Here is a 13,811-nt window from a genome sequence, read left to right as displayed (position 1 = left end):
ATATTATTAATAGAAATTTTGCAACATTAAAACGCTTACTAGTTACGCTTCATTACAAACAATGCAAATGCATTTAATAGCCAAGTAATAACAAACAACACTAAACTAAGCGCATAAGCAGCAAGAGTTTGTACACTATTGAAATCCTGATCTCCGGTAAGTAATGTAGCGATCTGCACGGTAATGGTAGTAACTGAATTAAGAGGGTTAAAAGTCAAATTTGCGTTGATTCCCACAGCCATTAGCACAATCATTGTTTCACCTATTACTCTTGAAATTGACAATAAAATTGCACTTAAAATTGTAGGCATTGCATAAGGTATTGTTATATGCCATATAGTTTCCGCTGGAGTTGCACCAAGTGCCATGAAGCCATAACGCAAGCTTTTTGGAACAGATCTTATGGCATCTTCGAGTAAAGAAATAATAAAAGGAAGAATCATTATCCCAATCGATAAACCGGCAACTAAGGCACTTTCTGAGTGTATACTTAAACCAAAAAAATTTGCTACCTGCTTTATAAAGAAAGACAAAAACACAACCGCGAAATATCCATATACAACCGTAGGAATAGCAGACAAAACTTGCAAAGTTGTATTAACAATATAACGCACTTTCTCACTCGCATATTCACTAATATATATTGCAGAAAATAAACCAAGCGGAACGACAACTAACATTGCTATAATAGTTATAAGTAATGTACCAACTAAAAGCGGCGCTATACCAAAACATCCTATCTTCTCTTCATTGATAGTGACTACATTGTGGCCCCATTTCAAGCAGAACAAGAATTCTGAAATAGCTACTTTATTAAAAAAACTAATGGATTGAATAAAAATAGATAGCATTATAAATAAAGTGATAAAAAATGATATGGCCAAAGCCACAAATAACGAAAGTTTTATTACCTTATTTCTTTTATTTTTAAAGATAAAAGCAAGCATGAAAAAAAGTAACGCTATAGAAATAAAAGTTACAAAACAATTATTATAGAATACTGACAACCAAGTTAGCATCCATACACAACTAAGATATAGATAAGATTTAACCTTATTTACTTCTTGAAACCTACTAAAACAAAATAAAAGGATTAGTAAGACAGGTATGATTATCACCGAATTCATTTTCCCATGCATCAAATTTTATTCTACGAAAATGTCATACAAGTTCACCATTACACAACTAAGATATAGATAAGATTTAACCTTATTTACTTCTTGAAACCTACTAAAACAAAATAAAAGGATTAGTAAGACAGGTATGATTATCACCGAATTCATTTTCCCATGCATCAAATTTTATTCTACGAAAATGTCATACAAGTTCACCATTATTTGACAATAAAGTAAAATAATTTAAAATAAATAATTATATTAATATAAAAACAATGAAGAGAACATTTCAACCAAAAAATTTGATAAGAAAGCGTAGACACGGATTTCGTTCACGTATGGCAACAAGAGCTGGAAGAAAAATCCTTAATAGGCGCCGTTCATTAGGGTGTAACAAGTTATGCGCATAGTAAGTATAAAAAAAAAGATTTTTCCTTTGCTTTCAAAAATAAGTTAGCACTCAGCAGTCTTTTTTATCGTGGGCTTTATATATCACTGTACGCTATAAAAGAAAGAGAACCTGAAAAGTACATTCATACTATTAGAGTAGGTCTGGCTATCAGTAAAAAAGCCGGAAAAGCAGCAAAAAGAAATAAAATAAAAAGACAACTACGAATACTTGCTAAAATTAGCATTTTAAATATAAGTAATATAGGGCACTACTACATAATACTAACTCATAGAAACATTATGCAAGCAAGTTATAAAAACTTACAAAAAGATCTAACTATTTGCTTAAAAAAGATAAAATAAAAAAAAATCTCAATTAAGGTATTTACAACTATATTTTTTATGATAATATAGGTAAAATTTTTAAAAATAGTTAATGGGTGTGGTGAATGGTGGAGCATATAAAAGAGGTAAATAACACAGGCTTTGGTCAGATGTATCAATTCTTATTTCTTCCTAAAGGAACAGGAACAGATTGGAGGTCAGCATTTCGCCAACAAGAAGAATTATTTAAAAAAGTAGGAGGTAATGTAATATTACCAGAAATCAGTAATTCTCCTTCAAAAGGGAGTCAATTAGGGAAAGTAGGAACAATGCTAAATAATGTAGAAAACGACCAAGAACATATAAGAAAAAAAAGACATCGTGGTTAAAGTAAAAACTTAAAGAATAGTAACACAACAAGAAAGTTACAATATAAGTATACCTACTATCCAATTAACAAAGAAATTTTTATAGACTTGGCGGCGACCTACTCTCCCTTTTCAAGTACCATCAGCGCTAAAAAGTTTCACTTCCGAGTTCGATATGAGATCGGGTGGTTCATTTTTGCTATAGCCACCAAGTCAATAAAAATTTCTAACTTAACAATTTTAACTTAATATTTAACACTGCATACACACATACAGAAAGCAAATAAATCAATCAGGCTATTAGTACTAGTTAGCTTCACATGTTACCATGCTTCCACACCTAGCCTATCAACGTGGTAGTCTTCCACGGCCTTAATTGGGAAATCTTTTTGAAGAGGGTTTCTTGCTTATATGCTTTCAGCAATTATCCCATCTATACATAGCCACCCAGCGATGCTATTGGCATAACAGCTGGTACACCAGAGGTATATCCATCTCGGTCCTCTCGTACTAGAGTCAGACCTTCTCAAATTTCCTTCACCCACGGCAGATAGAAACCGAACTGTCTCACGACGTTCTAAACCCAACTCACGTATCACTTTAATCGGCGAACAGCCGAACCCTTGGGACCTTCTTCAGCCCCAGGATGTGATGAGTCGACATCGAGGTGCCAAACGGTGTCGTCGCTATGAACGCTCGAACACCATCAGCCTGTTATCCCCGGCGTACCTTTTATCCGTTGAGCGATGACCCTTCCATACAGAATCACCGGATCACTATGACCGACTTTCGTCTCTGCTTGGCTTGTCAGCCTCGCAGTCAGGCAAGCTTATGCCATTATACTATCAAGCTGATTTCCGACCAGCTCTAGCTTACCTTCGCACGCCTCCGTTACTTTTTAGGAGGCGACCACCCCAGTCAAACTACCCACCATACAATGTCCTAGTTCCAGATAATGAAACATAGTTAGATATCAAAAGTGTAAAGGGTGGTATCTCAAGGTTGACTCCATTATAGCTAGCGCCATAACTTCAAAGTCTCCCACCTATCCTGCACATCACACTTTTAATAGCAATGTAAAGCTATAGTAAAGGTGCACGGGGTCTCTTCGTCTAACCGCGGGTACCCCGCATCTGCACGGGGAATTCAATTTCGCTGAAGTGATGTTGGAGACAGTGGAGAAATCGTTACGCCATTCGTGCGGGTCGGAACTTACCCGACAAGGAATTTCGCTACCTTAGGACCGTCAGTGTTACGGCCGCCGTTTACTGGGGCTTCAATTTAGAGCTTGCACCCCTCCTATTAACCTTCCAGCACCGGGCAGGCGTCAGACCCTATACTTCCACTTACGTGTTTGCAGAGTCCTGTGTTTTTAGTAAACAGTCGCTACTCCCTATTTTGTGCCACCTACTCATAGTTGCCTAAAAGCAGGTTACCCTTCTTCCGAAGTTACAGGTATAATTTGCCGAGTTCCTTCAACATCATTCTTTCAACACCTTAGTATACTCTACTCATCCACCAGTGTCGGTTTGCGGTACGGCCTCATAAATATAAGTGCTATTTCCTGGAGCTTCTTTTAAGCATAGATCAATCCAATAAGATCTATACAAATACGAAACCCGTCACACTTAAGAGGTTTAGGAATATTAACCTAATTGCCATCGACTACTCCTTTACGGACTCGCCTTAGGAACCGACTAACCCTACGCAGATTAACTTAACGTAGGAACCCTTAGATTTTTGGTGAGAGTGTTTTTCACACTCTTTTACGCTACTTATGTCAGCATTCTCACTTCCGATATCTCCAGCAGTTTTCACAAACCACCTTCACAGACTTACGGAACGCTCCGCTACCGCACCCATTGATCGAAATCAACAAGTACTCACATCTTCGGTATACAGCTTTAGCCCCGGTACATTTTCGGCGCAGAAAAACTTATTTAGACAAGTGAGCTGTTACGCTTTCTTTAAAGGATGGCTGCTTCCAAGCCAACCTCCTAGCTGTAATGGTTTTTCTACTTCCTTCCCCACTTAGCTGTAATTTTGGGACCTTAGATAGTGATCTGGGTTGTTTCCCTTTCCACCACGGACTTAGCACCCGTAGTGTGCCTGCTGTATAATTAATTGTTGGTATTCGGAGTTTAGTTAGATTTGGTAAGACGGTGAATCCCCCTAGTCTATCCAGTGCTCTACCCCCAACAACATACATACAACGCTCTACCTAAATAGATTTCGCGGAGAACCAGCTATTTCCAAGTTTGATTGGCCTTTCACCCCTAATCACAACTCATCCAATAATGTTGCAACATTAACTGGTTCGATCCTCCAGTGTGTTTTACCACACCTTCAATCTGGTCATGACTAGATCACTTGGTTTCGGGTCTAATCCATAAAACTAAAACGCCCTATTCAGACTTGCTTTCGCTACGCCTACACCTAACGGCTTAAGCTTGCTTCATAGATTAACTCGCTGACCCATTATGCAAAAGGTACGCTGTCACTCTAAATATCAATAAATTGATATAGAGCTCCAACTGTTTGTAAGCACTTGATTTCAGATTCTATTTCACTCCCCTCCCGGGGTTCTTTTCACCTTTCCCTCACGGTACTTGTTCACTATCGGTCGTTAAGGAGTATTTAGGCTTGGAGGATGGTCCCCCCATATTCAAACAGGATTTCACGTGCCCCGCTCTACTCAAGGACTTAAGAACTTTCTACTTATACAGGACTATCACCTTCTATGGTTACTATTTCCAGAGTATTCTAATTCTTATTCTTAAATCACTAGCCTTTTCCGCTTTCGCTCGTCACTACTAACAGAATCTCGGTTGATTTCTTTTCCTTTGGCTACTTAGATATTTCAGTTCACCAAGTTTACTTTACATACTTAGTATGTAATAACTAGCTAAGCTAGTTGGGTTTCCCCATTCGGAAATCTGCGGATCAAAATTTGTTGACAATTCCCCACAGCTTATCGCAGCCTGCCACGTCCTTCATCGCCTCTTAACGCCAAGGCATCCATCAAGTGCTCTTAATAATTTATTTATCCGACTATATGCAGAATATGCAGAGTTAAATATTATTAAAATTGAATTGAGATTAAATTAATCTCTACCATAAAACTTGTCAAACATCTAAAAACTAAATTAATCTTTTATATATTATAACCTAATAAATAATATGTCAACGCCTTTTTGCACAAAACATTTACTTATATTATCAACAACAATATACTAGCAATCCTAAACAGTACAATCTGAGAAATATGCGGTAAACTTATATATACAGTAAAAATTAATGAAAAAGATATTTTGTAAGATAAAATGTGTTAAAATCAATTGCCTAAAAATGATAATGAACATTCGGAGTATTTCTAATGTATGAAAAGTAATCTCTCTTTTATAAAAAACGTTGCTTTAAATTGTATGTCTAAGCTCATTGGCGTATTAAATATTAAGAAAGTAAAACACTTCATTGTGAATAAATATAATACTCTTCATAAAGAAATGATAGTGCTTCTTAAAAAATCTAAGAACCTGTTAAATACCAACATTGAAATCGGTTTATATCACTTTTATAAAGGTAGCATATCAGATGCAAAGTTACGATTTTGGTTAATTAGCATATTTTACCCCCATTTACCTATAGTCTGGTATAACATCGGAAGGTGTCATTTTGCGGTAGGGAATACTAACAAAGCTTATAATTATTTAACAAAGACACTAAAATTAGATAGTGACCACGAGGAGGCGTCTTACTATATAAAAAAAATGACAAACTCAGCGCCTATTACAGAATTGCCAAAAAACCTCATAAGACAATATTTTGATTACACAGGTGAATATTTTGTTGAACATTGGTTGATTGCTAAACAGTATAGAGGGCATGAACTTGTACACATGATAATTACAAAAATCTTCAACAACTCCACTTCTGAGCTCAATATACTTGACCTTGGTTGTGGAACTGGAATATGTGGTCATTTCTTGAAAATAAATAGTATTGGAAACCACATAACAGGAATTGACATTTCAAGTAGAATGCTAAATATCGCAAGAGGATGCTTTATAAAAGGTAAGCCTGTTTACAATGAATTAATACATATGGAAATGAAAGAGTTTCTTAAACAAGAGAAAAACCAGCAGTATGATGTAATTATCTTTGCTGAAGTGCTACATTATCTACATGACTTTCAAGAAGAATTGGAATTAGCAAAAAGATCTACGAGCAAAAAAGGGGTTATTGTATGTTTAATAAGAAGAAAGGAAGGTGAAGGTATTGACTTTGTAAACAAAGGAGACTATTTTCGTCACTCAGAAAGTTATGTTCAACATGTTGCAAAAGAAATAAATATGCAAATAAGTTATATGAGTTACTGTAAAATATATGGCAGTCAGGTTGACGGTATCTTGTTTGCATTACAGCATCAACAAAAAAATCCGAAAAACCTAACTTAAAAATCGCTCAAAATGACTTTTAAGTACCTATATATAATAAAAGAATAAAAGGAACTTTATGAATAACATTACCATTAATTACGCAAAGGACAGCAAATTAACCGACTTTGGAAAAGCAGTTCTATCAGACAGGTATTTAATAGAAAATGAAAGTTATCAAGACCTCTTTGCACGTATTGCTAATTACTATTCTGATAATAAAGAACATGCGCAGCGTCTTTATGACTACATGAGCAACTTGTGGTTCATGCCTTCAACACCAATACTCAGCAATGGTGGCACTAAGAGAGGGTTACCTATCTCTTGCTTTCTTAATGAAACCGAAGACAGCTTGCAGGGAATAGTTGATCTATGGAATGAAAATGTTTGGCTTGCTGCACGTGGTGGAGGAATAGGTAGTTATTGGGGAAACCTGCGTTCAATAGGCGAAAGCGTAAAGGGTAGCGGCAAAACATCAGGAATTGTTCCATTTATTGTAGTGCAAAATGCTCTAACGCTTGCAATTAGTCAGGGATCCTTAAGGCGAGGAAGTTCAGCAGTTTATCTTCCTGTATTCCATCCGGAGATAGAAGAGTTTCTGGATTTACGCAAGCCAACAGGCGGTGACCCAAATCGCAAAGCGTTAAATATACATCATGCTGTAATAGTAACAGATAAATTTATGCAGGCTGTTGAGAATGATCAAGAATGGAATTTAATAAGCCCTCACAACAATAAGGTTATTTCAACTGTAAAAGCGCGGGATATATGGATCAAGATATTAACAGCAAGAGTTGAAACTGGAGAACCTTACATTATTTTCCTTGATGCAACAAATAACAATAAGCCAGAATCTTACAAAAAGCTCAACTTAGACATCAAGATGTCAAATCTATGCAGTGAAATAACTTTAACCACAGGTTATGATCACCTGAATAAGTCACGCACTGCTGTGTGTTGTCTATCATCCGTAAATCTTGAGTACTACGAAGAATGGAAAGACGATAAACTCTTCATAGAAGATATAATGCGTTTCCTTGATAATGTATTGGAAGATTTCATAAATAAAGCACCGAATGAAATGCAGCGAGCAAAATATTCTGCAGCCAGAGAACGCAGTATTGGTCTTGGTGTGATGGGCTTTCACTCATTTTTACAAAGCAAAATGGTTCCTTTTGAATCAGTAACAGCACAACAATGGAATAAAAAAATATTTAAGTATTTACGCGAGCAAGCAGATATAGTTTCTAAAAAATTAGCAGAAGAAAAGGGAGCATGTCCTGATGCCAAAGAAGTTGATCTAATGGAAAGGTTTACACACAAACTCGCTATTGCTCCTACTGCCTCGATCTCCATTATTGCAGGTAATACCTCCCCTGGAATAGAACCATACGCAGCAAACGTATTCATACAAAAGACACTTACAGGCTCATTTGTAGTGCGAAATAAATTCTTGCAAAAACTATTAGCAGAAAAAAATCAAGACAATGATAAAATATGGTCTTCAATTTCAACAAACGAGGGTTCCGTTCAGCATTTAGATTTTCTTAGTGAGCATGAAAAATTGACATTTAAAACAGCGTACGAGCTTGACCAAAGATGGATTATAGAACATGCAAGTGATAGAACTTCGTATATTTGCCAGTCTCAATCAGTAAATCTGTTCTTACCTGCCAACGTACATAAACGTTACTTGCACAAAATACACATGCTTGCTTGGAAAAAAGGATTGAAGAGCTTATATTACTGCAGATCACAATCAATGCAGAGAGCCGATAAGGTCTCGCATGACATATTCAAAAAAAGTGAAATATTGCAACAAAAAACAGATATTGACTACGATGAATGCTTGTCGTGTCAATAGATGCTACATAGCAGTCCAGATGAGTTTCTAAAGTCTATTCCAAAAGATAAGCGCATAATGTGCCTTGACATGGGAGAAAAGCAAATAGGCATAGCATTCAGTGATAAAACACAGCTTATAGCCACAGCTCATAGTATATATTACAGGAAAAATATGAGCAAAGATTTAGGTTATCTGCATAGAATATTCAAAGAAAATGAAGCTGGATCAATGGTAATAGGAATACCATTAAACATAGACGAGCAAGAAACTAAATGGTGTAAAACCATAATCCAATTTGCAAATAAAATAATAAAAAAATATAAAGTAAATATATACTTACAAGACGAGAGCTTATCAACATCTATTGCAACTCATACACTAAAAATCACTGGAATATCAATCACAAAATCGAAAAAAATAGATGATAAAATTTCCGCATGTATTATTTTGCAACGAGCCTTAGATAAAATAAAGGCAATCAAATAGTTTTTCCAGATCTGGAAATTTTCAAACTGAACCTCATATAAAGTTACTCAACAAAACAAGAACCTTTCGTATAAGCATGACAAATTGCTACAGCAAGAGCATCAGCAGCATGGTGACATTTTATATTCAAATTTTTAACTATCTGCTTCACCATAAATATAATCTGATCCTTATCAGCATGGCCATTTCCGGTAATGCTTTTTTTTACATAGTTTGCGTCATATTCATTTATAGTTAGATCTGTTATTTTCAACGCTAAAATTACGACCCCTCTTGCATATCCTAAAGTTAGTGAAGATTTAGGATTTTTATTAACAAAAATTTTTTCTACCGCAGCTTCATTCGGAGAGTATAGGGAAATTACTTTCTTTAATTGTTCAAAAATTATATGTAAGCGTTCACCTGTATCCAATTTACCATCAGTTGATATGGTACCACCGCCCAAAAATTCAATATTATTTTTTTCGTTTAGGTCGATAATGGCCCACCCAGTCTTGCTTATCCCTGGATCTAGACCTATTATTTTAACCACTTAATTAAATGCTTAACCAATAGACAAATAAAAATAAAAATATCCAGACTATATCTACAAAGTGCCAATACCAGGAGGCAAACTCAAAGCACAAATGGTCCTGAGGTGTAAATTGGTCTTTCTGCGCTCTAAATAAACACACTGATAAAAATATTATTCCTATTATAACGTGTGCACAGTGAAAACCGGTAATCATATAAAAATTGGATGTATAAATAAGCTTTTCTCCTGTTTCTTGTAGAGAAAAACTCGCTTCATGATACTCTATTGCTTGCACTATTATAAAAAAAACCCCAAGCAATATAGTTATGGACAGCATTTTAATCATGCTCTTTTTATCGTTTTCGAGTAAAGAGTGATTTGCCCAAGTAATTGTTGTACCAGAAAGCAATAATATTAACGTATTCATGAATGGTAGTGACCACGGATCAGGCGGCAAAATTCCCTCAGGGGGCCATTCAACTTTTTTTGCAGGAGAAAACGCCTCAAATAAAAAAACTGGATCAAGCCAGGCTTTAAAGAATGAACAAAAGAACACTATAAAAAATACAACCTCCGAGAGAATAAATAAGTACATTGCAAATTTGAGTCCATGTTTTACAATGGCAGTGTGACATTTGTCATAAATGGCCTCCCTTATTACATCTCTCCACCAGTAGAACAGCACCCCTGATACTGCGGAGATTCCCAGAACTAAACAAAACATTCCGAAAATTTGTTTATGAAGCGCGCCAACTAATCCAAGTGCAAGAATAAGAATTGCTGCTGATATAGCAATTGGCCAAGGACTTTGGTCCACTAAATGAAAATCATGTTCCTTACTTTTCATACCATCTTAAAAATACATACTAAGAATACAAATTAGCTTAAAATTGTCAATATTCCTTAAAATCTTGATTGATTTGTGAAAAATTATATGCACCGTTCAAAAAATCCAATATGAATTGGGCGCTTATCTTAAATAACTTAAGCATTCTGCTCTTTTCATTTTCTCTTGCCCTGCTGCAATATTCATCAACAATATTTTCTAAAATAATGCATCCAGATTCTATAAAACTACCGCTATAAAAATCAAACCAATCCTTATATCTATTATTTTTCTTGAATCTATTTTTCATACTATCAACGGTAGTCTTGTATATAAACATATAAGAATACAAAACTGTTATGGCTTCATAAGTGTTGCTATATGATGTAGACAAAAGAAAATTAGTGAAATTTAAGCACTCAAGAGATTTCTCTCCACGATTTATAGCATATATAGCAAAGTAGTGGTTATGCAAAATTCTTTCAATAGCAATTGCCCCTCGAGCCACCCTAATAAGTGAAACAACATTGTTACAGTCTTCTACCCTGGATGCAGTAATTAAAACGGTACGAATATAATCACTCAAGAGTAATGTACCTTGTTGAATATAGAATCTGAAACTTTCTATACTTAGAGTGTTATTCGCCAATTCAACATTAAAAGGATGCTCAATTATATCCTTTAAAAGATTTGATCCATAACAACTCTTAATTATACCACTGAACACTACAATACTGCCAACGTAAACAATTTGTGCTAATGCGTTTTTATTGAGGTATATTAGAGTAATATGCCTCATCCAAAAACACTATCTCTAGCTCCAGTCCTTTTCTACAAAGCTCATATATCTTTTCCTTTTCACAGTCACTAGCTTTTTTGTATAGCTCACTTGTAATATCACTAACCTCTTCAACCACCGCGTCCATTCCTTTGCTATTACAGATATCAATCCACTTTTTGTATTTGTTACTTTTAATCCCCTTAGTTGTTATCTCATTTGCCATATGGCATATAACAATTTGGTATACATTAAAGAGAGAATAAGACAACACTAAGGTCTCAGTAACAGAATTGTGATACGCAGTACTCATGAAAAGGTCAGCATAGGCAGAACAAGCTCTTGACTTTTTATTATTATCAGATAGATCACAATCCTCGAAATATTTTTTATATTGTTCTCGAAAATCAAATGTTCCTTTTGTTATATCAATTAACCTACTCATTGTCTCAACATCATTAACTTTAGCTGCAACCACTAAATGAGCACGAGCGTTATCTACAGAACATAGAAAATCCTGCTGAAGGTAAAATTTAAATCTTTTATAATCTAAAGTACCATTCACCAATTCAACATAAAAAGGATGTTCTTTCATCCTATCAATAAGATCGGAAAACTCTTTTACAATTACGTTGTACAGTTCTCCTTCTATTTCGTTATACACCTTATGAGCCTCACAATAAAAACTGAATATAAAAAAATTATCACTAATATAGTATAATTATTATGAAAAAGCAATTATACTTTAACAATAAGCTAGTATATAAATATTGGGCTGTAAATCAAAAATTTTAGCAATCTAAAGAAATCTTACTATTACCTTCTATATTGAATTCTCTACAAAGATCAGCGGACAAGTTCATGTTTTCCCAAGAAAATCCACCGTCACTTTCCGACTGTTTACCAAAATGTCCATAACAGGCTGTACGTTTATATATAGGATGATTAAGCGATAAATGCTTGATTATGCCTTTTGTTGATAAATCTATATTATTCTCGATAAACTTTTTAATTACTCCTTCCTCTACCGTATTCGTACCAAATGTATCAATATAGAATGAAGTAGGTTTTGATATACCAATTGCATAAGAAAACTGCACCAGACAACGTTCAGCCAACCCTGCAAAGACAATATTTTTAGCAAGGTATCTTGCCATATAAGCTGCAGATCTATCAACTTTGGTTGCATCTTTTCCGGAAAATGCTCCTCCACCGTGTGGAATATAACCTCCATAAGTATCAACCATAATTTTCCGTCCGGTTAATCCACAATCACCAACCGGCCCACCAATAACAAATCTACCAGTTGGATTGACTAAGAGATTTTCCTCAGGACACATCCATCCTTCAGGTAAAAATGAAACTATGTAAGGGTAAATTATTTCTTTTACTTTTGATTGATCCAAATCCTCAGGGTGCTGTATTGAGACAATAATACTTTCAGCACGTACCGGGAGGTTATTCTCATATGCCAAAGTGATTTGTGACTTTGCATCTGGACCAAGTTTTGCTTCTTTAACTGCGCTCATGATATTTTTCAGAATCGAGTGCGCATAAAAAATGGGTGCCGGCATAAGGTTTTTTGTCTCTGTTGTTGCATAGCCATACATTATGCCCTGATCTCCAGCACCTTGATCCAACCCTATTGCAATGTCATTTGATTGCTCATGTAATAATATATTTACCTTCACTTTTCTCCAGTGGAAACCATCATGCTCATAACCAATATCTTTTATTGTATTCCGTACAATACTTTCAATCCTGCCCTTTTTGATGTTAGGTCCGAATACTTCCCCAGCTATAATAACGTTATCTTTGGTGACTAAAGTCTCTATTGCAGCTCGCGCAAAAGGATCAGTGAAAAGGTATTCATCAAGTATTGCATCTGAAATTTGATCTGCTACTTTATCTGGATGACCAGCCGCCACTGATTCACTGGTTACTAAATTTTTATATAAACTCATGCTTTAGGTTTCTGCTTATATAATACCAAAACCGCTATAAAAAACACAGTTAGTAATTATTAAATGGTGGGTCTGGGAAGAGTTGAACCTCCGACCTCACGCTTATCAGGCGTGCGCTCTAACCACCTGAGCTACAGACCCATGATTTATTCAAGCTGAAGCTTTCATATTATCTGTAGGCAAGATATCAATAAAAGTCTTTTTATTTGCTGACCTTCTAAAGCTGACCCAGCCTTCTATTTTAGCAAAAATCGTATGATCTTTACCTATACCAACATTCTTTCCAGGATGGAATTTTGTGCCTCTTTGGCGCACAATTATGTTACCAGGAATAACCTTCCCATTCTTCTTTATTCCTAACCTACGACCTGCCGAATCTCTACCATTACAGGAACTACCACCTGATTTTTTAGTTGCCATATTTTACCTCTTACTTTTGAAGATTAATTTCATTGATACGAAGAACAGTTATATACTGCCTATGACCAGTTTTCCTACGGTAATTTTTTCTTCTTTTCTTCTTAAAGATTATAATTTTTTCTCCTCTACACTGCTCCAATACTTCAGCTTTAACAGTAGCATTAGATGAATAAGATAAGCCATTATTTGAAATACAAATCACCTTATTGATTTCCACCTCTTTTTTTTCTTCAGCTTCTAACTTCTCTACCTTTATTATACTGCCTTCTTTTACTAAATATTGCTTTCCACCAGTCTCAATTACTGCAAACATGATAAATATAAATTATTGTTATTAACTTTAA

13 protein-coding genes, 1 tRNA gene, 2 rRNA genes and 1 pseudogene are annotated in these 13,811 nt (G+C 35.2%); 6 read left to right on the top strand and 11 right to left on the bottom strand.

Translation table 11 applies throughout. The features are described from left to right. Nucleotides 1-38: 38 nt before the first annotated feature. On the bottom strand, nucleotides 39-1,127 hold the full coding sequence (gene pstC / locus AABM58_RS04995; RefSeq protein WP_338406903.1) for a phosphate ABC transporter permease subunit PstC: 1,089 nt from the start codon (nucleotides 1,125-1,127) through the stop codon (nucleotides 39-41). A 263-nt stretch (nucleotides 1,128-1,390) separates the two neighbouring features. Here pstC and rpmH point away from each other — a divergent pair, with 263 nt between their 5' ends. From rpmH to AABM58_RS04980, 3 genes and pseudogenes are all read left to right on the top strand, one after another. Continuing rightward, complete coding sequence (gene rpmH, locus AABM58_RS04990) at nucleotides 1,391-1,525, top strand: 50S ribosomal protein L34 (protein ID WP_006279898.1); 135 nt, start codon at nucleotides 1,391-1,393, stop codon at nucleotides 1,523-1,525. Nucleotides 1,526-1,592: 67 nt separating this feature from the next. Further along, nucleotides 1,593-1,868, top strand: a pseudogene (gene rnpA, locus AABM58_RS04985) (ribonuclease P protein component); the annotation flags it as partial. 86 nt (nucleotides 1,869-1,954) lie between these two features. Then, nucleotides 1,955-2,218 carry a hypothetical protein gene (locus tag AABM58_RS04980; protein ID WP_338406555.1) on the top strand — a complete coding sequence of 88 codons (264 nt, stop codon included), beginning with the start codon at nucleotides 1,955-1,957 and terminating at the stop codon, nucleotides 2,216-2,218. Nucleotides 2,219-2,303: 85 nt separating this feature from the next. Here AABM58_RS04980 and rrf read toward each other — a convergent pair. Beyond that, nucleotides 2,304-2,410: ribosomal RNA gene (gene rrf / locus AABM58_RS04975) — 5S ribosomal RNA — on the bottom strand. Between the two features lie 66 nt (nucleotides 2,411-2,476). Beyond that, nucleotides 2,477-5,242, bottom strand: a 23S ribosomal RNA gene (locus tag AABM58_RS04970). Between the two features lie 335 nt (nucleotides 5,243-5,577). On the opposite strand from AABM58_RS04970, the gene AABM58_RS04965 reads away from it, so the two are divergent. The 3 genes from AABM58_RS04965 to ruvX are packed head-to-tail and all read left to right on the top strand — an operon-like array spanning nucleotide 5,578 to nucleotide 8,965. After that, a complete protein-coding gene (locus AABM58_RS04965; RefSeq protein WP_338406554.1) occupies nucleotides 5,578-6,654 on the top strand; it encodes a methyltransferase domain-containing protein in 1,077 nt (358 codons plus the stop codon). Nucleotides 6,655-6,712: 58 nt separating this feature from the next. After that, a complete protein-coding gene (locus tag AABM58_RS04960) occupies nucleotides 6,713-8,497 on the top strand; it encodes a ribonucleoside-diphosphate reductase subunit alpha (RefSeq protein WP_338406553.1) in 1,785 nt (594 codons plus the stop codon). Continuing rightward, the gene (gene ruvX / locus AABM58_RS04955; RefSeq protein WP_338406552.1) at nucleotides 8,498-8,965 is read left to right on the top strand and encodes a Holliday junction resolvase RuvX; all 468 of its coding nucleotides are present in this window, start codon (nucleotides 8,498-8,500) and stop codon (nucleotides 8,963-8,965) included. It begins immediately after the preceding gene. 43 nt (nucleotides 8,966-9,008) lie between these two features. Here ruvX and ruvC read toward each other — a convergent pair whose 3' ends face one another. The 8 genes from ruvC to rplU all read right to left on the bottom strand — a co-directional run bounded on the left by ruvC (nucleotide 9,009) and on the right by rplU (nucleotide 13,780). Further along, on the bottom strand, nucleotides 9,009-9,497 hold the full coding sequence (gene ruvC, locus AABM58_RS04950; protein WP_338406551.1) for a crossover junction endodeoxyribonuclease RuvC: 489 nt from the start codon (nucleotides 9,495-9,497) through the stop codon (nucleotides 9,009-9,011). 4 nt (nucleotides 9,498-9,501) lie between these two features. Beyond that, the gene (locus tag AABM58_RS04945) at nucleotides 9,502-10,326 is read right to left on the bottom strand and encodes a cytochrome c oxidase subunit 3 (protein WP_338406550.1); all 825 of its coding nucleotides are present in this window, start codon (nucleotides 10,324-10,326) and stop codon (nucleotides 9,502-9,504) included. A gap of 46 nt (nucleotides 10,327-10,372) precedes the next feature. Beyond that, a complete protein-coding gene (locus tag AABM58_RS04940) occupies nucleotides 10,373-11,032 on the bottom strand; it encodes a thiaminase II/PqqC family protein (RefSeq protein ID WP_338406549.1) in 660 nt (219 codons plus the stop codon). A 40-nt stretch (nucleotides 11,033-11,072) separates the two neighbouring features. Next, complete coding sequence (locus tag AABM58_RS04935) at nucleotides 11,073-11,747, bottom strand: thiaminase II/PqqC family protein (protein ID WP_338406548.1); 675 nt, start codon at nucleotides 11,745-11,747, stop codon at nucleotides 11,073-11,075. A gap of 127 nt (nucleotides 11,748-11,874) precedes the next feature. After that, nucleotides 11,875-13,047 carry a methionine adenosyltransferase gene (gene metK, locus AABM58_RS04930; RefSeq protein WP_338406547.1) on the bottom strand — a complete coding sequence of 391 codons (1,173 nt, stop codon included), beginning with the start codon at nucleotides 13,045-13,047 and terminating at the stop codon, nucleotides 11,875-11,877. A gap of 64 nt (nucleotides 13,048-13,111) precedes the next feature. After that, nucleotides 13,112-13,188, bottom strand: a tRNA-Ile gene (locus AABM58_RS04925). Nucleotides 13,189-13,197: 9 nt separating this feature from the next. After that, on the bottom strand, nucleotides 13,198-13,467 hold the full coding sequence (rpmA, locus tag AABM58_RS04920; protein ID WP_010082252.1) for a 50S ribosomal protein L27: 270 nt from the start codon (nucleotides 13,465-13,467) through the stop codon (nucleotides 13,198-13,200). Nucleotides 13,468-13,477: 10 nt separating this feature from the next. After that, nucleotides 13,478-13,780 (bottom strand): 50S ribosomal protein L21, encoded by a 303-nt coding sequence (gene rplU / locus AABM58_RS04915; protein ID WP_182366585.1) that lies wholly within the window; start codon nucleotides 13,778-13,780, stop codon nucleotides 13,478-13,480. Between the last annotated feature and the right edge of the window lie 31 nt (nucleotides 13,781-13,811).

The sequence above is a fragment of the Wolbachia endosymbiont (group A) of Longitarsus flavicornis genome (assembly GCF_963931955.1).
Taxonomy (GTDB): domain Bacteria; phylum Pseudomonadota; class Alphaproteobacteria; order Rickettsiales; family Anaplasmataceae; genus Wolbachia.
The sequence above is the reverse complement of the archived record's forward strand: the minus strand, read 5'-3'. Positions and strand labels throughout refer to the sequence as shown.